The organism is Pseudomonas sp. JY-Q, from assembly GCF_001655295.1.
Taxonomy (GTDB): domain Bacteria; phylum Pseudomonadota; class Gammaproteobacteria; order Pseudomonadales; family Pseudomonadaceae; genus Aquipseudomonas; species Aquipseudomonas alloputida.
Map to the genome: position 1 here is coordinate 4632877 of NZ_CP011525.1, position 20908 is coordinate 4653784.

Sequence of the window (20908 nt, forward strand, 5' to 3'; positions counted from 1 at the left end):
CTTGAGGTGTTGGGCTAGGCGATTTCGCGCCAGTCGAGCCCGTGTTCCTGATTCGCCACCTGGAGCCAGTCCGGGTCACACCCGAGGGTGTCGACAAAGCACTGGCGGGCCAAGTGTGGCAGGTTGTTCTTGCTGCTGAGGTGGGCCAGCACCAAGTGTTGCAGGTTGTTCCAGCCCAACTCGTGCACCAGGCGCGCGGCCTGGTGGTTGTTCAAATGCCCTTGCATGCCACCCACCCGCTGCTTCAGAAAAGCCGGGTAGTGACCACGTGCCAGCAGGTCGCGGCAGTGGTTGGCCTCGATCAGCAGTGCATCCAGGCCCTGGTAACGCTCCAGCAACAGCGCGTCGTAAGAGCCCAGGTCGGTCAGCATGCCAAAGCGCCGCTTGCCGTCGCTGACCACGTACTGCAACGGCTCGTAGGCGTCGTGCTCGACCCGCGCTGCGGTTACTTCCAGGCTGCCGATACGCAGGCTTTGGCCACACGCGAGAAAACCGGCCACCTCCACCGGCTTGCGCATGCCGCGCAAAGTCCCTTGGCTGAGGTAGACCGGTACATTGTAGCGCCGTGACAGCAAGCCGACCCCATGCACGTGGTCGGCATGTTCGTGGGTGACCAGCACTGCACTGAGCTGAGCGGCAGAAACCCCGAGCAGCGCCAGGCGCCGCTCGGTTTCACGCAGGGAAAAGCCGCAATCGACCAGGATGAACGTGTCACCACTGGCGATCAGCGTGCCGTTCCCTTGGCTGCCGCTTCCGAGTACCGCGAAGCGCACTTAGCCCAGGTGGTCCTGAATGGCGCTCAGCACACGGCGGGCGACATCGGCCGGAGCCACGGTGTTGATGTTTTTCTCGACCGTGACCTGCACGCTCTCACCCACCTTGCTCAGGCGAACCTGGTAACGCTCGGCACGGGCTTCACGCTCTTCCTTGGTCGGCTCGCTGCCGAACAGGCGGCTGAAGAAGCCAGGCTGGTTCTGCTTGTCGTCAGGCTTTTCGGACAGGTTGATGTAGTACAGGCCCAGGCTGCGGTTGATGTCTTCAACACGCCATTCGCCACCCTGCTCCAGCGCACGGCCCACGCCAGACCAGGCGCGGTCCAGGTCGGAGCCCAGGTACAGCACCGGGTTGCCGCTGCCGTCTTCGCTCAGGCTGACGCGGCTTGGGGCGTCGAAATCGCGCGCGGCCAGCAGCGACACCGAACCGCCCTTCTCGGCGCTGCGGTTCATGCTGGCAAGCATTTCGTCGACCAGCAGGGCATCGGTGCCGGTATTGCTGGAGCTGGACGGGAACGCAGGCTCGGCAGTGCTGCCGGCCGGGCGCTCGACGCTGACCACATACACTTCGGAGGTGTTGCGCTGCACGCCAGGCTCCATGCGCACACGGACACGCACCTCGCTGTCGCCGCTGCTGGCAGTGCTGGCCAGACGCTGGCCAAGCGATGCCGACAGTTCGTCGAAACGCTGCCAGGTGGTGTTGAACTCACCCGTCTGCGGGCGCTCTTCAGCAATGCGGAAGCCGTTATCCTCGAAGAACTGCCGGGCTACCGGCCACACTTCGGCTGGCGAATGCTGGGCCAGCACCCAACGGCTGCTGCCGCTGCGCTGCAGGCTGTAGTCGGTGACCTGGGCGGCACCGCCCGTCAACGGTTGCGGGCGAGGCACTTCAAACTCACCCTTGACGGTATCGTCAGCGACGTTACGCGGAATCGGCAGCAGCGGGTCAAGGCGTTTGACGTTGCTGGCGTCCGGCGGCAGCTGCATCGGCGCGGTCGGGTGCGCCTGCAGGTAGTCACTGCCGCGGTCGCGGAAATAGCCATCCTCGCCCCACAGCCAGCCACACCCACTGGTGGTGGAGATAATCAGGGCAAGGGCGGAAAGACCAGCCAGTCGCTTCATGCGGTGTACTTCCTCTTAAACCAGTACGCCGGACTGGCGCAAGGCAGTACGGACTTTTTCGTGGCAGCCTTCGCTCAGCCAGGTCAGTGGCAGGCGAATACCTTTTTGCATCAGGCCCATTTCGACGAGCGCCCATTTCACCGGGATCGGGTTGGACTCGCAGAACAGGTCTTTGTGCAGCGGCATGAGTTTTTCGTTGATTGCGCGGGCCTTCTCGGCATTGCCCTCAAGGGCGGCCTCGCACAGGTCCGCCATTTCGCGCGGAGCGACGTTGGCGGTGACGGAGATGTTGCCCTTGCCGCCCATCAGGATCAGCTCGACGGCAGTCGGGTCGTCGCCGGACATGACGATGAAGTCCTTGCTGACGCCATCGAGAATGGCCTTGGCGCGGGCCAGGTCGCCCGTGGCTTCCTTGATGCCGATGATGTTCGGCACGGTCGACAGGCGGATCACGGTCTCGGCCTGCATGTCGCAGGAGGTACGGCCGGGAACGTTGTAGAGGATCTGCGGGATGTCGACGGCTTCGGCAATGTGCTTGAAGTGCTGGTACAGGCCTTCTTGCGTTGGCTTGTTGTAGTACGGCACAACCAGCAGGCAGGCGTCGGCGCCAGCATTCTTGGCGTTCTGGGTGAGGTGCACAGCTTCGGCGGTGGAGTTGGCACCGGTGCCGGCGATGACCGGAATCGGTTTGGCGCTGCGTTTGACGCGCTCGACCACGTGCTTGATGACCAGGATGTGTTCTTCGACATCCAGCGTGGCCGACTCACCGGTGGTGCCGACAGCGACGATCGCATGGGTGCCGTTTTCCAGGTGGAAGTCTACAAGTTTGTCGAGGCTGCCCCAGTCAACACGCCCTTGTGCATCCATGGGTGTGACCAATGCCACCATACTGCCCGCAATCATGTAACTGCTCCTGCCGGAAAAAGAGAGCGGTAATGGTACTGGGGGCATCGACCTTGCACAAGCGAAGCAGGCGGGTGGAGCATTCCCCTCGGCGGCTTATTTCGCTACCCTTGGCCCTTTGATCGGTGCAGCGCGGCCCGCCGGGCCGTCGACCTTGCTCCCCGCCAGCGTCCAAGACCTCGCATGCGAGCCCCGGGCCCTGCCGACAGGAGGCTTTTGCCCGTCCTGTGCCGACCGCTCATCGCTTTAGGAATGCTGCATGTCCACCCCCACCGTCCGCGAACAATTCCTTGTCATCAGTGCCCTGGGCCCGAACCCCATGGAGCTGGCCAACGTCCTCAGCCGCGCTGCCTTCGAAAACCGCTGCGCGGTGGTCACCTCGCGCCTGAGCCGCCACGGCGAGACCAGCGCCCTGGTGCTGCAGGTGGGCGGCAGCTGGGACGCCCTGGCACGTCTCGAATCCACCCTGCCAGGCTTGGGCAAGAAGCACGGCCTGACCCTCGACGTGGTCCGCAGCGCGGACCAGGAAGTGCGCCCGCAGGCCCTTCCGTATGTAGCCTACGTCAGCGCTGCCTACCGCCCGGACATCATCAACGAGCTGTGCCAGTTCTTCCTTGACCACCGCGTCGAGCTGGAAGCCATGACCTGCGACACCTACCTGGCGCCGCAAACCGGTAGCAGCATGCTCAACGCCCAGTTCACCGTGATTCTGCCGGCCGGCACGCAGATCAGCTGGCTACGCGACCAGTTCCTGGACTTTGCCGATGCCCTGAACCTCGACGCACTGATCGAGCCATGGCGTCCCCAGAACCCAATGTAAGGAAACCGATCATGGCTGTAGCACTCGACCAACCTGTCGCCGACTTCCAGGCCCAGGCCACCAGCGGGCAAACCGTCAGCCTTGCCGAACTCAAGGGCCAGCAGGTGGTGGTGTACTTCTACCCCAAGGACAGCACCCCAGGCTGCACCACCGAGGGCCAGGGCTTCCGCGACCAGCATGACGCCTTCGCCGCGGCCAACACCGTGGTATTCGGTGTGTCGCGTGATGGCATCAAGTCGCACGAGAACTTCAAGGCCAAGCAAGGCTTCCCGTTCGAGCTGATCAGCGACAAGGACGAGGCCCTGTGCCAGCTGTTCGACGTGATCAAGCTGAAGAAGCTGTATGGCAAGGAGTACATGGGCGTTGACCGCAGCACTTTCCTGATCGACAAGGACGGGGTGCTGCGCCAGGAATGGCGTGGCGTGAAAGTGCCCGGGCATGTGGATGCCGTATTGGCGGCCGCCCAAGCCTTGAACAAGGCTTGAAGTTGAATGGGGCCGCTCTGCGGCCCCAATTACATTCAAAGCATCGGTGAAACGCTAGGCTCCTGCTTGGGCCACGCATCCAGCACGGCCTTGATCAGCGTCGCCAGCGGGATGGCGAAGAATATCCCCCAAAACCCCCATAGCCCGCCAAACAGCAGCACCGCGCAGATAATCGCCACCGGGTGCAGGCTCACCGCCTCGGAGAACAGCAGCGGTACCAGCACGTTGCCATCCAGCGCCTGGATGATCGCGTACACCGTCATCAGGTAGATGAACTGGTCGCCCCAGCCCCACTGGAACAGCGCAATCAGGGTCACCGGCACGGTCACGACCACCGCGCCCACGTAAGGCACCACCACCGACAGCCCCACCAGCAACGCCAATAGCGCTGCGTAATTGAGCCCCAGGCTGATGAAGGCGATGTAAGTGGCAATGCCGCAGATCAGAATCTCGATACCCTTGCCGCGGATGTAGTTGGCGATCTGCCGGTTCATCTCGCTGCCCACCCGGTTCAGCAAGGTGCGCTGGCGCGGCAGGTAGCCACTGACCCAGCGGCCAATGAGTTCGCGATCCTTCAGGAAGAAGAACACCAGAATCGGCACCAGCACCAGATAGATCATGGCATTGACCAGCAGTGGCAGGCTGGACAACGAGAAGGTCAGCGCCCATTGACCAAACTTGCCAATTTCACCGCGCACCGATTCGATGGCATGCAATACCTGCTCGTCCGACACCAGGTGCGGATAGCGCTCCGGCAGCAGCAGCAACAACGACTGCCACTTGCCGAGCATGCCCGGCAGCTCGTTGAACAGCGTGATCAGCTGATGCCACAGCAGCGGTACCAGCACCAGCATGAACACCGCCAGTGCGCCCATGAACAAGGCGAACACCAGCATCACCGCCAGCCGTGTAGGTACGCGCACGCGCTCCAGGGCGTTGACCAGCCCCTGCATCAGAAACGCCAGCACCATGCCCGCCAGCACCGGCGCGAGCATGCCGCCCAGGGTAAGCACGGCGGTAAAAGCCAGGAACAACAGGACCGCCAGCACCACCGCTTCCTCATCGGAGAAGTAGCGCTGCACCCAGTCGCGAAGCACTTTGAACATTGACGATCCTTGGAAAAGACTCAGGCCTTGCGCAGCCAGTAAGTATAGGTACCGGCCTCGGCCGTTTCTTGCAGCAGGGTATGACCGGCCAACTGGGCGAAAGTGCGGAAGTCGCGCTGGGAGCCTGCGTCCGTGGCGATAACCTTGAGCACCGCGCCACTGGCCAGGCGATTGAGCTCCATCTTGGCCTTGAGCAGTGGCAAAGGGCAATTCAGCCCGCTGGCGTCCAGTTCGGCGTCGCAGGTCAGGGTGTTACTCATCGCAGGGTCTCCAAAGGCATCGCCAGGGTGCTTCTTGGCATGGCTGGCTAGGATAGCGCCACTGGTCGCCAACGTGTGAGCCCGCTACAGTAGGTATCTTTGATCCGACGCGAGCTTCATGCATGAATCTACTGCGCCCTACCCTGCTGACGCTGGCCTGCCTGATGGCCCTTCCCGGCCATGCTGACGACCTGCCATCACTGGGTGATGCCAGTTCTGCGATCGTCTCGCCGCAACAGGAGCACCAACTGGGCCGTGCCTGGCTCAGCCTGCTGCGCGGCCAGGTCAATCAGCTCAACGACCCACAGCTCAAGGACTACGTCGAAACCAGCGTGTACAAGCTGGCCGAAACCAGCCAGCTGCAGGACCGGCGCCTGGAGTTCATCCTGATCGACAGCCGCGAGCTGAACGCCTTTGCCGCCCCGGGTGGCATTGTCGGGGTCAACGGCGGGCTGTTCCTCAACGCCCAGACCGAGGGTGAATATGCCTCGGTACTGGCCCACGAACTGGCGCACTTGTCGCAACGCCACTTCGCACGGGGTGTCGAGGCCCAGCAGCGTATGCAGTTGCCGATGATGGCAGCGCTGCTGGCCGGCATCGTGCTGGCCGCAGGTGGTGCCGGCGATGCGGGCATCGGCATGATTGCCGGCACCCAGGCGGCGGCCATTCAGGAGCAACGGCGCTTCTCGCGCCAGAATGAACAGGAAGCTGACCGCATCGGTATCCAGAACCTGGAAAAGGCCGGCTACGATCCGCGCAACATGCCGACCATGTTCGAGCGCCTGGCACGCCAGTATCGCTATGACGCAAAACCGCCGGAGTTCCTGCTGACCCACCCGGTGACCGAATCACGTATTGCCGACACCCGTAACCGCGCCGACCAGGCGCCCCAGGGTGGTATTGAAGACAGCATGCGCTACCAGCTGATCCGCGCCCGGGTGGCACTGACCTACGAAGGCACGCCGGGGCTTGCCGCCAAGCGCTTCCGCGCCCAGCTGGACGAAGACCCAAAACTGGATGCCGCACGTTATGGCCTGGCCTTGGCACAGATCAAGGGCGGGCAATTGAACGAGGCCCGTGAAATGCTCAAGCCGCTGCTGGCCAAGGCGCCCAACGACATCACCTACAACCTGGCGCAAATCGACCTGGACATCACCAACAACCGTCTTGCCGACGCCCAGCAGCGCGCCGAACGGATGCAGGGGCTGTACCCGGGCAACTACCCGTTGAAACAGGTGCGTGCCGACCTGCTGGTGAAACAGAACAAGCCGGCTGAGGCCGAGAAGGTGTTGAACGAGCTGGTGAAGAGTCGGCCGGATGACCCGGATGTGTGGTACGACATGGCCGAGGTGCGTGGCTTGTCGGGCAATACCATTGGCTTGCACCGGGCGCGTGCCGAGTACTTCACGCTGGTCGGCGACTTTGATCAGGCAATCCAGCAGCTGGATTACGCCAAGCGTCGGGCGGGTGGGAATTTCCCGCTGGCCTCACAGATTGACCAGCGCCAGCGCGAGATCATGGAGCAACGGCGCATGGTTCAGGAAATGATGGGGCGCTGAGGGTTTTGGGGGCGCTTTGCGCCCCAATCGCGACACAAGGCCGCTCCCACAGGCGTATGCAGGGCCATGTGGGAGCAACTGTCTTGCACAATTTCTAAAAGCTGGCGCGATCCCTGGACTGCCCCCCAAAAGTTGGACAGTTTTAAGCTGCAGCCTGAGCCCTGTACTCCACAGGGCTCAGGCCATTGAGCCTCAGCTTGATGCGATCATGGTTGTAGTAGTGAATGTACTCATCCAGACCCGCTCTCAGCTCATCAATGCTCTCGAAACGCTTCAGGTAGAAAAACTCAGACTTGAGCGTGCCGAAGAAGCTTTCCATGGCCGCGTTGTCCAGGCAATTGCCTTTTCGAGACATGCTCTGCTTTACCCCACATTCGCTTAGCTTACGGCGGTATTGCGCCTGCTGGTAATGCCATCCCTGATCCGAATGCAGCACGAGCTTCGGTTTCTCTCCCAGGCAATCGAGCGCTTTGCCAAGCATGTTCCCAACCAGGCTATAGCACGGGCGGCTGGCCATTTCGTAGGCCACGATTTCGCCGTTGTACAAATCCATCACGGGCGACAGATAGAGCTTCTGTTGAGCTACTTTGAACTCGGTTACGTCAGTCACCCACTTTTGGTTTGGGCGTTGAGCGATAAAATTTCGCTCCAGTACATTCGCTGCCACTTTACCGACGGTACCTCGATAGGAGCGATATTTCTTGGGGCGCACTACTGATTTCAATCCCTGCTCAGCCATCAGCCGTTCAATGACCTTCTTGTTCACCCGCTTTTCCTTCCTGATTACGAGTGCGATACGGCGATAACCATAAAGCCCTTTCTGCTCGTGGTAGACGCGATGCACCAATGCCTTGAGCTCAGCATGCCGGTCTGGCTTCTGCTGAGCTTTGAGCTGGTAGTAGAAGGTGCTGCGCGCCAGCTCGACCAACTGAAGGAGGTCAGGCAAAGGAAACCTGCGCTTGAGTTTGGAAACGATCAGGACTTTTTCCCGCGTGTTCGTTCCTTTTCCTCGCGCAGAGCCTTGAGCTCCTTTAGGACAGCATTCTCCATGCGCAGGTACTCAAGTTCAGCCATCAGCTGATCTCGAGACTTCTGATCATCATTGGTATCGGTGGGTTTGGCAGGCTTGATCTTCTTCGACACGTCGATTGGCTTTCTTGGCTTGATGGCAGTAGAGGGTGCAGGACTGCCACTGTAGTACTGCCGCTGCCAAATGCCTATCTGAGAGGACTGCCCAAGACCAAAGTGGGCAGCGGTCTGGCGCAGCGAAAGCCGATGCTCGTGCATATAGCTAAGCACCTGCTGTTTGAAATCACTGGTATAGCGCCGCCCATGCGAGCCTGGACCAATGCCATTATTGGCCTGATAACTGGCCACCCAGCGTCGAAGCAGGCTGAAATCGATACCTAAGTGTTGAGCCACCTTTCGGAAACCGTTGCTGCCATCCAGGTAGGCTGTGATCGCTGTGAGCTTGAATTGCTCGGTGTACTTACCCATAGATCCCCCAAGGGTTGGATTAGTGTCCAACTTCTTGGGGGCAGTCCACCCTGTGGGAGCGGCCTTGTGTCGCGATGGGGCCGCAAAGCGGCCCCGGCAACCTCAAGCGTTACCGGAAAGCTTCAGCCGCGCCGCCTGGGTAAAGTCCAGCATACGGTTTAGCGGCTTGATTGCCTTGGGTACCAGCGCCGGGTCAACAAAAATTTCGTTGGTGCCGTTACGCAGGCAATCCAGCACCCGCTCCAGGGTGTTCATCGCCATCCACGGGCAGTGCGCACAGCTGCGGCATGCCGCGCCGTTACCGGCGGTGGGGGCTTCGACGAATTCCTTGTCCGGGCACAGCTGCTGCATCTTGTAGAAGATGCCGCGGTCGGTGGCGACGATGAAGGTTTTGTTCGGCAGGGTCTGGGCAGCCTTGATCAGCTGGCTGGTGGAACCCACCGCGTCGGCCAACTCGATCACCGCTTCCGGCGACTCGGGGTGCACCAGGATCGCAGCATCCGGGTACAGCGCCTTCATGTCAGCCAACTGGCGCGACTTGAACTCTTCGTGAACGATGCAGGCACCGTCCCACAGCAGCATGTCGGCACCGGTCTGCTTCTGGATGTAACGGCCCAGGTGCTGGTCCGGGCCCCAGATGATGGTTTCGCCGTTGTCCATCAGGCTTTCGACAATTTCCAGCGCGCAGCTCGAAGTCACCACCCAATCGGCGCGCGCCTTCACCGCTGCGGACGTGTTGGCGTAGACCACCACGGTGCGTTCAGGGTGCTGGTCGCAGAAGGCCGAGAACTCTTCCACCGGGCAACCCAGGTCGAGCGAGCAGGTGGCCTCCAGTGTCGGCATTAGCACGCGCTTTTCCGGGGTGAGGATTTTTGCCGTCTCGCCCATGAAGCGCACACCGGCCACGATGACTGTTTCGGCCGGGTGGTTCTTGCCGAAACGGGCCATTTCCAACGAGTCGGACACGCAGCCGCCGGTTTCTTCAGCCAGCGCCTGGATGACCGGGTCGCAGTAGTAATGGGCAACCAGCACGGCATTCTGGGCTTTGAGCTCGGCAGCGATGGCCGCACGGTATTCGGCCTCCTGCTCGGCTGTCAGCGGGTTGGGCTGCTTGGCGTCGAGGTGGGCCTGAACCAAAAGGCGTTCGGAAATCTGGGTCATGATCGCTGGACCTGCAGGCGCGCTTGCGCGTCAAATCGAGTGTATCACCCGGCCCTGGCAGATCGGCTAAGGGTGCCGGACGGCATGGTGACCGCCACGGCCCTCTGCGGGCGCGGATTATTATCGGAGGCCGAAGGCTACAGACAATCCAGCGATTACTAAAGGGGTTTTTGTGTTGCCTGTGCTGGCCTCTTCGCGGGTAAACCCGCTCCTACACTGTGAAATCCTGGTAGGAGCGGGTTCACCCGCGAAGAGGCTGCAACAGGAGAAACCGTCACCCCTGCGGCGACAGGGCCGCCAGATGCGCCGCCATGAACATGGCAAATTCTTCCACGGTCATTTTTCGGCCATTGAAATCGACCATGCCATCGGCATAGTGCAGGCTGCTGACCACATCATCGCCCTGGACGGTGGCCATGCCGCTCTGCAGCGCCATCATGCCGACCATCTCCCCCGCCTGGCTCGACTGCATGGCAATCGCTTGCGCGTCGGTCTGGCCATCCAGCAAGGCCTGCAAGGTCGCCAGGTCACCGATCATCGGCTTGGACAGCGACAGCTTGCCTTTCACCTCCGTGATGATCTGCTTGCTCAGCTGGTCCGGCGGCAGGTCGAAGCTGGCCGGTGCGGCGAGGTCCATCGACAGGTTGAAGCGGCTCTCGCCATTGGCGGTCTTGAACGACAGGTTTTCCACCGCCAGCTTGGGCTTGGCGGCCAGCAATTTCTGCAAGTCACCCTGGAAGCGGGCCTTTTCGGCGTCGTCCATCTGGATCTGCGGCACCGGCTGGCCAGCCGCACTGGCGGCCTCGAACTCCGGCAAGTGCGACTGGTACCACTTCGACAAGGCCTGCAGCGCCGGGGCGTTTACCGAAGTCACGCTCACCGCCATCTGCGCCTTGCCTACCGCGCGGCCATCCCAGCTGATGTCGCCGACCTTGTACGCCGCGCGGCCACCTACGGTGTCCGTGCCGTCGAGGGTTTGCAAGGCGTTCTGTTCCAGGCCCTTGATCAACAGCACCTGCTGTTTCGGCCCAAGTGTGACCTTGGCTTCAGCCAACGCCAGATCGACGTTACCGACATAGATGGCATCGTGCGCGGTGGCTGCGAGGTTACCGCCAAACGTCAGCCCTTTGAGCTCGAACGTGGCCGGCGGCTGGTCGTCATGCACACGCTTCATCACCAGCCTGTCGGCCTGGCCGCGGAACTTGGAGGCCTTGCCCTCCTTGTCCCCACTGACTTCGAACTGCATGCCCGAAAAGTCGAAGGTGTTGCCATCCGCTTCGTCAAACTTGAGCGGCGCCAACTGAACCTGGCTGACCACACTGCCGCCGTAACCCAGGCTGGTCTGCGCGCTGATCGGGGCCTTTTCACCCGCAGCGGCGAACAATGGCGCGACGGCTTCATCCTTCTGCAGCGTGCTGTTGCTGACCGCCATTACCGGCATCAGCTTCAGTGCCCTGACCCTCGACCAGGGAAACGGGCCGTGCTCGATCTGGTCGGTCACGCCCACGTCAAAATTGATCACCTCGCCCTGCCCCACGTTGATGTCGCGAGCCTTGAGCCGGTACTGGGCAGTGCTGCTGAAGAGATGCTGCTCCAGCGACACACGCTCGATGCTCATGCTACCACCGGTACTGACCAGGGCCTTTTTGAGTTCGGCGTTGCTGCGTGCAAGGGCGTTGTCCAGCTCTGCCGGCAGCTGCTTGCCGGTGTACCAGGCGCCTGCGGTGGTTGCGACGGCAATGGCGATAGCCAGGCCGGAAAGGATGCCAACTGATTTCTTCATGAATAGAACCGATTGCTGTCCGTAAGGGCTTCGAAGGCGGCCAGAGGCCACGCAGAAATCGAAGAGTACCACCCCCGATTGGGCCGAGTGCTGGCCCAGCTCGAGAAATGCCATTTTTCGGACACATCCGACAGCCAGGTGAAACAAGCAAAGGATTCGTTAATTTTTACGAACACTCAAATTGATCAGAATCGCAAAAAAACGCGCAACAACCGAACAAATCCCGTATTTAATCGATAAATATTTCAATTTTGCAACATCTTGTCATGTTTAACTTGACACCCACCTACCCATCGTTTTTTATTTTCACCACTTTGCGCGCCCCACCGCGCCTTCCGCCGCTCCAACATAAAAGGTGAACAATATGGAGCCCACCCGCTCGCCCTTGCCGCATGCGCAATACACCGTGCCCGTCGTTTACGCCCAGCAGCAGGAGCCATGCCAGCATGCAGCCTGACCACAGCGCTTCCGGCAACGGCCAACTTCGCAAAACCCTGCGCCTCTGGCACGTGATCATCATCGGCCTGGCTTACCTGACCCCGATGACCGTGTTCGACACCTTCGGCATCGTCAGCGGGATCACCGCTGGCCATGTACCCAGCGCCTACATCCTGGCATTGGCCGGCATCCTGTTCACCGCGGTGAGCTATGGCACCCTGGTAAAACGCTTCCCGCAGTCGGGCTCGGCCTACACCTACACCCAGCGCGCGATCAACCCGCACGTGGGCTTCCTGGTGGGCTGGTCTTCACTGCTGGACTACCTGCTGCTGCCGATGGTCAACGCGCTACTGGCCAAGCTGTACCTTTCGGCCATGTTCCCGGAAGTACCTGAGTGGATGTGGGTCGCCGGCTTCGTCACCCTGATCAGCCTGATCAACATGCGCAGCGTAAACCTGGTGGCCCACTTCAACCTGCTGTTCGTGGGTGTACAGGTGGCGATCATCGCCGTGTTCATCTACCTGTGCGTGCGCGGCCTGGACCAGGGTGAAGGGCTGGGTACCACCTGGAGCCTGATACCGTTCGCCGACAGCCAGACCCAGTTCAGTGCCCTGGCCGCCGGTGCAACCATCCTGTGCTTCTCGTTCCTGGGCTTTGATGCGGTCACCTGCCTGTCCGAGGAAACCCGCGATCCGGCCAAGACCATTCCCCGGGCGATCTTCCTCACCGCACTGATTGGCGGTGTGGTCTTCATCACCGTGTCGTACTTCATCCAGGCCTACTTCCCGACCATGGCCCGCTTCCACGACCAGGAAGCAGCCCTGCCGGAAATTGCCCTGTACGTTGGCGGCAAGCTCTTCCAGTCGATCTTCATTGCCTGCACCGTGATCAACACCATCGCCTCGGGCCTGGCCTCGCAAACCAGCGTGTCACGCCTGCTGTATGTGATGGGCCGCGACAACGTGATCCCGGCCAGCGTCTTCGCCCGCCTGCATTCGCGCTACAAGACGCCAGTGCTGAACATTGCAGTCGTAGGGCTGATTTCGCTATCGGCGATCTTCTTCGACCTGGTCACCGCCACTTCCATCATCAACTTCGGCGCCCTGGTCGCGTTCAGCTTCGTCAACCTGTCGGTCATCAACCACTGCTACCTGCGTGAAGGCAATCGCAAAGGCCTGAGCAACCAGTTGAAGTACCTGGTGCTGCCGACCATCGGCTTCTGCATCATCGTCTCGCTGTGGCTGGACCTGAACGCACATTCGCTGATGTTTGGCGGCATCTGGGCTGCGCTCGGATTGATCTACCTGGGCTGGCTGACCAAAGCCTTCCGCGCGGCACCGCCCAACTACGTCGCCGAATGACCCACGCTGCCAACAACGCCCGCGCCTGATCGCGGGCGTTGCATTTGTTCGAAAAGGAAAGCCCTCATGCCGCTGCGTCGCCTCTCCATCCAGTGGAAGATCACACTCCTCGCCGGCCTGTGCCTGCTGGCCATTGTCGCCTTGCTGGTAGCCACCTCGCTGACCCAGGCCCATCGCAGCGCCGCCCTGGTCAACCAGGCCAACACTGCCATGCTCGAAGACAGCGCCCGCCAGCGCCTGCAGGCCCACGCCGAAACCCAGGCCTTGCGTATCCAGCGCTACTTCATGGACGCCTACCAGTACGGCAATGGCTTTGCCCGCCTGGTACACGTGCTGAAGGCCCGTGGTGGTAGCGACCTGCGCGCCGAACTGACCCGCCAGGCGCGTGCCAGCCTGGCCGGCAACCCGGATGTGATTGGCCTGTATTTGGTGTTCCAGCCCAATGCCCTGGACCAGCAGGACAGCCACTACCTCGGGCAGGACGCCCTGGGCAGCAATGAGAGCGGGCGTTTCTCGCTGTACTGGTCCCAACCAAGCCCCGGCACCCTGGAACTTGAAGCCATGCCGGAAACGATGCTCGGCGACACCAGCATCGGCAGCAACGGCGCGGCGAAGAACCGCTGGCTGACCTGCCCGCAGGACACCGCCAGGACCTGCATGCTCGAACCGTACCTCGACGAGGTCAACGGCCGTCAGGTGCTGATGACCAGCATCGCTTTGCCACTGCTGGAACACGGCAAGGTAGTCGGCGTGGTCGGCCTGGACATCGGCCTGGCCAACCTGCAGCAACTGAGTGTGGACGGCCGCCGCGACCTGTTCGACGGCCAGGGCCAGGTGAGTATCGCCACCGCCGCCGGCCTGCTGGCGGGCAACAGTCGCGACGACAGCACGCTCGGCAAGCCCATGGCAAATGCGGTAGCCGACGGCCTGCTACGCGTGGCCCACCCCTTCACGCCAATCCCTGACACAGCCCCGTGGCAGGTATGGCTGGAAGTGCCGGAAAGCGTGCTGCAGGCCCCTGCCGTAGCCCTCAACCAGCGCCTTGATGCCCATAACCAGAATGCCAACCTCACCAGCCTGCTGATAGGCCTTGGCACGGCAATCGTGGGTTTGCTGCTGGTGTGGCTGACCGCTCGCGGCGTTAGCCGGCCAATCCTGGCCGTGGCGGCACGCCTGGAAGACATTGCCAGTGGCGAAGGCGACCTTACCCGTCGCCTGGACTACGCCCGCCAGGATGAACTGGGCCTGCTCACCGGCTGGTTCAACCGCTTCCTCGACAAGTTGCAACCGGTCATTGCCCAGGTCAAAGGGTCGCTGCAGGAGGCCCGCGACACCGCCGACCAATCGGCCGCCATCGCCAGCCAGACCAGCAACGGCATGCAGCAACAGCATCGCGAAATCGAACAGGTGGCCACAGCGGCCAATGAAATGAGCGCCACCGCTCTGGATGTCGCCCACAACGCCTCGCAGGCGGCCCAGGCCGCACGCGCCGCGGATCAGGCCAGCCAGGAAGGCTTGCAACTGGTGGACAGCACGCGCCAGGGCATCGACCGCCTGGCCGCAGGCATGAACACTGCCATGGACGAGGCCCGTGCACTGGAAGACCGCAGCGGGCAAATCGGCTCGGTACTTGAAGTGATCCGCACCATTGCCGAGCAAACCAACCTGCTGGCACTGAATGCCGCCATCGAAGCGGCCCGCGCAGGCGAAGCCGGGCGTGGCTTCGCCGTGGTTGCCGATGAGGTGCGCGGCCTGGCCCAGCGCACGCAGGTTTCGGTAGAGGAAATTCGCCAGGTCATCGAGGGCCTTCAGCAAGGCACCCTGGACGTGGTGGGGGCCATGCATGCAGGCCAACGCCAGGCCCAGGACAGCGCCGCACGCATGGAGCAGGCATTACCGGCACTGCAGCGTATTGGCGAGGCCGTGGCGGTGATCAGCGACATGAACTTGCAGATAGCCTCGGCGGCGGAAGAGCAGAGCGCGGTGGCCGAGGAAGTGAACCGTAACGTGGCCGGCATTCGAGACGTGACAGAATCGTTGGCCGGGCAGGCCGATGAATCGGCACGCATCAGTCAGGCCCTGAACCGGCTGGCCAACCAGCAGCAAGCGCTAATGGAGCAGTTTCGCGTCTAGCCTGTGAGGGCCTCTTCGCGGGTAAACCCGCTCCTACACGGGATTTGCACTGCTCTTGTAGGCGGCGCCAGCCCCTGTAGGAGCGGGCTTGCCCGCGAAGAGGCCGGCACAGACACAACAGCATCATCGTTTTTACTGAGCACTACTCATGCAAACCGCAACCCGATCCACCTTCTTCGACATCACCAGCGAACAAGGACTTTTACGCACCTCGATCGCCGCCACCCTGTTCATCGCCAGCATCGGCATCGCCTTCGGCCTTGCCTCCGGCTCGTTCTCCATCGTCTTCGACGGTGTGTACTCGCTGGTCGACGCCAGCATGAGCGGGCTGTCGCTGGTCGTGGTCAAGCTGATCACTTCGCACACCACCAGCGTGCAGATGTCACGCAAGCTGCGCGAGCGCTTCACCATGGGTTTCTGGCACCTGGAGCCCATGGTACTGGCGCTCAACGGCATTCTGCTCGGCGGCGTGGCCATCTACGCGCTGATCAATGCCGTCAGCAGCCTGCTGCAAGGCGGGCGCCACCTGGAGTTCGGCATTGCCATGGTCTACGCGGCGCTGACGGTGATCACCTGCGTGACCATCGCCGTCATCGAGGCCCGCGCCAACCGCAAACTAAAGTCAGACTTCGTGCGCATGGACGTCAAGGGCTGGGTAATGTCAGCCAGCATCACGGCCGCACTGCTGATCGCCTTCTGCTTTGGCTATGCCGTGCAAGGCACTTCGCTGGAATGGGTATCACCCTATATTGACCCGGCGGTGCTGGCGCTGGTGTGCCTGGTGATCGTGCCATTGCCGATGTCGGTGGTGCGTCAGGCGCTGTCTGAAATCTTCCTGGTCACCCCTGGCGACCTCAAGCTGCACGTAGATGAGGTGGCCAAGGCCTTCGTCGCTCGCCACGGCCTGCAGTCTTACCGCGCCTATGTCGCCAAGGTCGGGCGTTCGCGGGAGATCGAACTGTATTTCATCGTGCCCAAAACCATGGCGGCGAAGACCATCGATGAATGGGATGCCTGGCGCAACGAGATTGGCGACGCGGTAGGCGGCGAAGGGCCGGACCGCTGGCTGACAGTGGTGTTCACTGGCGACCCGGAATGGGCCGAGTAATGTGTGGGCGCGCTGCGCCCTTTTTCCGAAACCCGTAGCGCAAACGAAAAAGCCCGCGACCATTTCTGGTAGCGGGCTTTCACGGACTGCGTATGGTGGGTCGTGTAGGATTCGAACCTACGACCAATTGGTTAAAAGCCAACTGCTCTACCAACTGAGCTAACGACCCATTTGATGGCGCGTATAATACTGATTTCTAACGAGAATTCAACACCCCATCACGATTTTTTCAAAAATACCGAGTCGGGTCTTCGATACCGGCGGCCTTGAAACCGTCGGCGCGCAGGCGGCAGCTGTCGCATTTGCCACAGGCGCGGCCGTCATCGTCGGCCTGGTAGCAGGAAACGGTCAGGCTGTAGTCCACACCACGGGCCATACCGGCCTGCACGATCTGCGCCTTGCTCATGTTCTGCAGCGGCGCCTGGATGCGGAAACCCTGCCCTTCTACGCCAGCCTTGGTCGCCAGGTTGGCCATGCGCTCGAAGGCCTCGACAAACTCGGGACGGCAATCCGGGTAGCCGGAGTAATCCACGGCATTGACGCCAATGAAGATGTCGCGCGCTTCCAGCACTTCAGCCCAACCCAGCGCCAGCGAAAGGAACACGGTGTTGCGCGCCGGCACATAAGTGACCGGAATGCCTTCACCCGGGGCTTCCGGCACGTCGATGCTGCTGTCGGTCAATGCCGAACCGCCGATGCCGTCGAGGTTCAGCCCAATCACCTTGTGCTCGACCACACCCAGGTCGCGGGCCACGCGGGCAGCGGCGTTCAGCTCGGCGCGATGACGCTGGCCGTAGTCAAAGCTCATGGTGTAGCAGCTGTAGCCTTCGCCCTTGGCCATGGCAACCACGGTGGCCGAGTCCAGGCCGCCGGACAACAGGATTACTGCGCGTTTTTCTGTCATGTGTACGTGCTCCTCAATCAACGTCCGGGCTCGTCGTTCCACAGCAGCTTGTGCAGCTGAAGTTGGAAGCGTACGGGCAGGTTGTCAGCAACGATCCAGTCAGCCAGGTCACTGGCGTTCACCTGATGATGGCTGGGTGAGAACAACACCTCACCGGCACGCTCTGCCAGGTTGTACTGGATCAGCTTGGATACCGCCCAGTCATAATCCTCACGGGAACAAATGACGAACTTGACCTGGTCGTTGCGCGTCAGCTGCTCGATGTTCTCGTAGCGGTTACGGTGCGACTCTTCGGAGCCTGGGGTTTTCAGGTCGACCACACGACTGACGCGGGTGTCGGTGCCGGCAATATCCAGCGCGCCGCTGGTCTCCAGCGACACCTCGTAACCGGCGTCACACAGCCGCTGCAGCAATGGCAAGGCGTTGGGCTGGGCCAGCGGTTCGCCACCGGTGACACAGACGTAGCGCGGCTTGAAGCCGGCCACTTGCTCAAGGATCGAATCAAGGGTGCGAACGGTACCGCCACTGAAGGCATAGGCACTGTCGCAGTACTGGCAACGCAGGGGGCAACCGGTGAGGCGCACAAATACCGTAGGCAGCCCGGCCGTTCGCGTCTCACCCTGCAAAGAGTAAAAGACTTCGGTGATGCGTAATGTGTCTTGCATGCTCGCCACGGGCGTGACAGCTAAACAGGCTGTCCGCCTCCGTCAGGCACTGTCGCGGACTCGACATCGCGTTATCCGCAGCAGCGTGTTTACGAAAAAAGGGCAGTGATTCTAACGAAAAAACCCGCGACTGGCGCGGGTTTCTTTCGAGCGGTACAGCGACAACGCCTAGAGCTTCTGCAGGTCACGCTGGGCCAGTTGAGCGGCAGAGGTGCCGGGGTACTGGGTGACGACCTGCTGGAGGATGCCTTTTACCTTGTCGGTATGGCCCATACGGCGCTCGACATCAGCCAGTTTGTACAGCGAATCTGGCACCTTGCTGTGCTTCGGGTACTTTTGGCTGACCTGGGCAAAAGCCTGGCTGGCGCCTTGCAGGTCACCCTTGGCCAGGTTCACTTCACCCAGCCAGTACTGGGCATTACCGGCGTACTGGCTGTTGGGGTACTTGCGCAGGAAGGCGTTGAACGCCTGGCTGGCCTTGTCGAAGTCTTTCTGTTTGATCAGGTCGAAAGCTGCGTCGTAATAGAGCTTCTCTTTCGCCGGATCACCGGGCTGGCTACTGCCGGCCGGTTGTTGCGCAGCAGCACCTGCTGCGGCATCGGGGGCGGCATTGGACGCACCACCACCGGAGGAATTATCAGGGGTTGCGGCAGGCGCAGCGCCACTGTTGATGCGACGGTCCAGGTCCTGGTAACGCTCCAGGTTTTCCTGCTTCATGCGCGACACATCGTTTTGCAGCTCTTCGATGATGCCTTGCTGGCGGGAAAGCTGATCCTGCATCTGTTGCAGCTGCATGAACAGCTGGCCCTGTGCAGAGGCAGGGGCCGAAGCCCCTGACCCGGCATAGGCGCCGCTCGTGCCATAACCCGCAGGCGGATAGCTGCCTGCGTTGTCATCTACTACAGGGACCTCAGCCCAGGCCGCAAGCGGCAGGCTGAGTGCGAGGACGGTTACTACACGGCGGCACATACGCATAAGAACTTACTTACGCAGTTCTACGCGACGGTTCTGAGCCCAGGACTGCTCGTCGTTGCCGGTAGCAACTGGACGCTCTTCGCCGTAGGAAACCAGTTCCAGCTGAGCAGGGGAAACGCCCTGCAGAACCAGGTAGCGCTGAACGGCTTTCGCACGACGCTCACCCAGAGCCATGTTGTACTCGCGGGTGCCGCGCTCGTCGGTGTTACCTTCCAGAACAACACGGTTGCCGTTGGCTTTCAGGTCCTTGGCGTGAACGTCCAGAGCGCGCATGGCTTCTGGCTTCAGGTCCGAGCTGTCGTATTCGAAGTAGAAGGTGGTGATTGCGCGCAGGGCGGCTTCTTCGCTCAGGGAGCCGTCAACAGCGCCAGTGTTGGCACCGTAGCCAGCGTTAGGATCTACAGCAGCGCCTTCGCCTGCGTTATCACCGCCCTTCGAGGAGCAACCTACAGCTACGGCCATGGCCAGGGCCAGCGCAGCAAATTTACCAAACTTCAGCATTTCCATCGTGAAACTCCTAATGAAACCCCAGTGTGTTAAGCAAAATGTATTACGCCGCAATCAGTTCAGGTAAGGGGACCAGGACGGTTCTCTGACTTCGCCTTGAGCGGTAGGAAGTGGGAGCCTCACGCGGCCATTAAGCGACACGAGCATCAAGACTCCCCGGCCCTGCTGGCGGGTGGCGTAGATTAGCATGGTGCCGTTTGGCGCAACAGTGGGAGACTCATCAAGACTTGTTTCAGACAGAATCTTTACACTTCCGCGCTGCAAGTCCTGTGCCGCCACTTTGAAGTTGGTAAAGCCCTGTTGGCGATGGATCATTACCAGGGTCTTTTCGTCCGCCGAAAGTTTCGGGTTGGCGTTGTAGTTACCCACGAACGTTACGCGCTCGGCACCACCACCACTGACCGACTGTTTATAGATCTGCGGTTTGCCGCCACGGTCGGAAGTGAAGTAAAGGGTGTTGCCATCTTTACCCCAGAACGGCTCGGTATTGATACCCGGGCCTGCAGTAACACGGCTGATCTGGCGCGAGGCCACATTCATCACGTAGATGTCCGGGTTGCCGTCCTTGGACAGCACGAACGCCAGGCGCGAACCGTCTGGCGACCAGGCTGGCGCACCGTTCAGGCCTTCGAAGTTGGTCACCTGCTCGCGGCGGCCAGTATCGATGTTCTGCACGAAGATACGTGGGCGCTTCTGCTCGAACGAAACGTAGGCGATCCGTTTGCCATCTGGCGCAAAGCGCGGCGACAGGATCGGCTCACGCGATTGCAGCAGGGTCACCGCACGCGCACCGTCGTAGTCCGAACGCTGGAGGGTGTAGCGGGTGTTGTTGGTGGAAAAACGCTCAGCCGTCACGTACAGCATGCGCGTAGAGAACGCGCCCTTGATGCCGGTCAGCTTCTCGAACGACTGGTCGGCAATGTAGTGCGCCATGTCGCGCAGTTGGTCGGTGCTGCCCGCCACGCTGCCGGTCAGCACTTGCTGCTCGGTGGCGACGTTGAACAGCGCGTACTGCACCTGCAGGCGACCGCCCGACGGCACGATGCTGCCGACCATCACGTATTGTGCACCCAGCGCTTTCCAGTCACGGAAGATCACTTCGCTGGCCTGCGACGGCTGGCTGATCATGTTCTGCCGCGGAATTGGCGAGTAGTAGCCAGAGTTGCGCAGGTCATTGCCGATGATGTCGGCGATGTCTTCTGGCAGCACGCTGCCGCCCTGCAGACCGAACGGCACTACCGCGATGGGCGTGGCCCGATCACTGCCGCTGGTAACCAGGATGTTCTTTTCTTCTGCCACCGCCATGCCTGCCACGCAGCAGAGCATGACCAGCAGTCCTCTCAGACGT

19 protein-coding genes, 1 tRNA gene and 1 pseudogene are annotated in these 20908 nt (G+C 61.4%); 7 read left to right on the forward strand and 14 right to left on the reverse strand.

Annotation, left to right across the window (positions count from 1 at the left end; all coding sequences use genetic code 11):
- Positions 1-14: 14 nt before the first annotated feature.
- From AA098_RS20915 to dapA, 3 genes are read right to left on the reverse strand one after another with little or no spacing between them, the layout of a single operon-like run.
- Positions 15-773 (reverse strand): MBL fold metallo-hydrolase, encoded by a 759-nt coding sequence (locus AA098_RS20915; protein ID WP_003254735.1) that lies wholly within the window; start codon positions 771-773, stop codon positions 15-17.
- Positions 774-1895 carry an outer membrane protein assembly factor BamC gene (bamC, locus tag AA098_RS20920; RefSeq protein WP_003254738.1) on the reverse strand — a complete coding sequence of 374 codons (1122 nt, stop codon included), beginning with the start codon at positions 1893-1895 and terminating at the stop codon, positions 774-776.
- Between the two features lie 15 nt (positions 1896-1910).
- A complete protein-coding gene (dapA, locus tag AA098_RS20925; RefSeq protein ID WP_003254739.1) occupies positions 1911-2798 on the reverse strand; it encodes a 4-hydroxy-tetrahydrodipicolinate synthase in 888 nt (295 codons plus the stop codon).
- Between the two features lie 259 nt (positions 2799-3057).
- Between dapA and AA098_RS20930 the strand changes: the two genes are divergently transcribed.
- Positions 3058-3618: a glycine cleavage system protein R gene (locus tag AA098_RS20930; RefSeq protein WP_003254741.1), complete on the forward strand. Its 561-nt coding sequence runs from the start codon at positions 3058-3060 to the stop codon at positions 3616-3618.
- Positions 3619-3629: 11 nt separating this feature from the next.
- On the forward strand, positions 3630-4103 hold the full coding sequence (locus AA098_RS20935; RefSeq protein WP_003254742.1) for a peroxiredoxin: 474 nt from the start codon (positions 3630-3632) through the stop codon (positions 4101-4103).
- Between the two features lie 35 nt (positions 4104-4138).
- On the opposite strand, the gene AA098_RS20940 is transcribed toward AA098_RS20935, so the two are convergent.
- Both AA098_RS20940 and AA098_RS20945 read right to left on the reverse strand, forming a co-directional pair.
- Complete coding sequence (locus AA098_RS20940) at positions 4139-5209, reverse strand: AI-2E family transporter (protein WP_003254744.1); 1071 nt, start codon at positions 5207-5209, stop codon at positions 4139-4141.
- 20 nt (positions 5210-5229) lie between these two features.
- Positions 5230-5469 (reverse strand): sulfurtransferase TusA family protein, encoded by a 240-nt coding sequence (locus AA098_RS20945; protein ID WP_003254745.1) that lies wholly within the window; start codon positions 5467-5469, stop codon positions 5230-5232.
- 122 nt (positions 5470-5591) lie between these two features.
- Here AA098_RS20945 and AA098_RS20950 point away from each other — a divergent pair, with 122 nt between their 5' ends.
- Entirely contained in the window at positions 5592-7028 is a 1437-nt protein-coding gene (locus tag AA098_RS20950; RefSeq protein WP_003254746.1) for a M48 family metalloprotease, read from the forward strand.
- 142 nt (positions 7029-7170) lie between these two features.
- Here the strand turns inward: AA098_RS20950 and AA098_RS28750 are convergent.
- The 3 genes from AA098_RS28750 to AA098_RS20970 form a co-directional block, all read right to left on the reverse strand.
- A protein-coding gene (locus tag AA098_RS28750; protein ID WP_085983016.1) for an IS3 family transposase occupies positions 7171-8525 on the reverse strand; the annotation gives its coding sequence in 2 pieces (ribosomal slippage) (positions 7171-8049 and positions 8052-8525; 1353 coding nt in all).
- A 102-nt stretch (positions 8526-8627) separates the two neighbouring features.
- Positions 8628-9686 carry a quinolinate synthase NadA gene (gene nadA / locus AA098_RS20965; RefSeq protein ID WP_003254747.1) on the reverse strand — a complete coding sequence of 353 codons (1059 nt, stop codon included), beginning with the start codon at positions 9684-9686 and terminating at the stop codon, positions 8628-8630.
- A 274-nt stretch (positions 9687-9960) separates the two neighbouring features.
- Positions 9961-11469 carry a YdgA family protein gene (locus tag AA098_RS20970; protein ID WP_064614968.1) on the reverse strand — a complete coding sequence of 503 codons (1509 nt, stop codon included), beginning with the start codon at positions 11467-11469 and terminating at the stop codon, positions 9961-9963.
- 446 nt (positions 11470-11915) lie between these two features.
- Here AA098_RS20970 and AA098_RS20975 point away from each other — a divergent pair, with 446 nt between their 5' ends.
- From AA098_RS20975 to AA098_RS20985, 4 genes and pseudogenes are all read left to right on the forward strand, one after another.
- Entirely contained in the window at positions 11916-13268 is a 1353-nt protein-coding gene (locus tag AA098_RS20975) for an APC family permease (RefSeq protein WP_003254749.1), read from the forward strand.
- Between the two features lie 285 nt (positions 13269-13553).
- Positions 13554-14543: pseudogene (locus AA098_RS30260) on the forward strand (HAMP domain-containing protein); the annotation flags it as partial.
- A gap of 102 nt (positions 14544-14645) precedes the next feature.
- On the forward strand, positions 14646-15401 hold the full coding sequence (locus AA098_RS30265; protein WP_371914706.1) for a methyl-accepting chemotaxis protein: 756 nt from the start codon (positions 14646-14648) through the stop codon (positions 15399-15401).
- Positions 15402-15549: 148 nt separating this feature from the next.
- Positions 15550-16509, forward strand: a complete 960-nt coding sequence (locus AA098_RS20985) for a cation diffusion facilitator family transporter (RefSeq protein WP_003254751.1) — start codon at positions 15550-15552, stop codon at positions 16507-16509.
- Positions 16510-16602: 93 nt separating this feature from the next.
- On the opposite strand, the gene AA098_RS20990 is transcribed toward AA098_RS20985, so the two are convergent.
- From AA098_RS20990 to tolB, 6 genes are all read right to left on the reverse strand, one after another.
- Positions 16603-16678: transfer RNA gene (locus tag AA098_RS20990), tRNA-Lys, on the reverse strand.
- Positions 16679-16738: 60 nt separating this feature from the next.
- Complete coding sequence (queC, locus tag AA098_RS20995; protein WP_080634937.1) at positions 16739-17431, reverse strand: 7-cyano-7-deazaguanine synthase QueC; 693 nt, start codon at positions 17429-17431, stop codon at positions 16739-16741.
- Positions 17431-18078 carry a 7-carboxy-7-deazaguanine synthase QueE gene (gene queE / locus AA098_RS21000; protein WP_003254753.1) on the reverse strand — a complete coding sequence of 216 codons (648 nt, stop codon included), beginning with the start codon at positions 18076-18078 and terminating at the stop codon, positions 17431-17433. Before queE ends, queC begins: the two co-directional genes overlap by 1 nt.
- 168 nt (positions 18079-18246) lie before the next feature.
- Positions 18247-19053 (reverse strand): tol-pal system protein YbgF, encoded by an 807-nt coding sequence (ybgF, locus tag AA098_RS21005; protein WP_003254754.1) that lies wholly within the window; start codon positions 19051-19053, stop codon positions 18247-18249.
- 6 nt (positions 19054-19059) lie between these two features.
- On the reverse strand, positions 19060-19560 hold the full coding sequence (pal, locus tag AA098_RS21010) for a peptidoglycan-associated lipoprotein Pal (RefSeq protein WP_003254755.1): 501 nt from the start codon (positions 19558-19560) through the stop codon (positions 19060-19062).
- A gap of 54 nt (positions 19561-19614) precedes the next feature.
- Positions 19615-20886 (reverse strand): Tol-Pal system beta propeller repeat protein TolB, encoded by a 1272-nt coding sequence (gene tolB, locus AA098_RS21015; RefSeq protein ID WP_012051477.1) that lies wholly within the window; start codon positions 20884-20886, stop codon positions 19615-19617.
- Between the last annotated feature and the right edge of the window lie 22 nt (positions 20887-20908).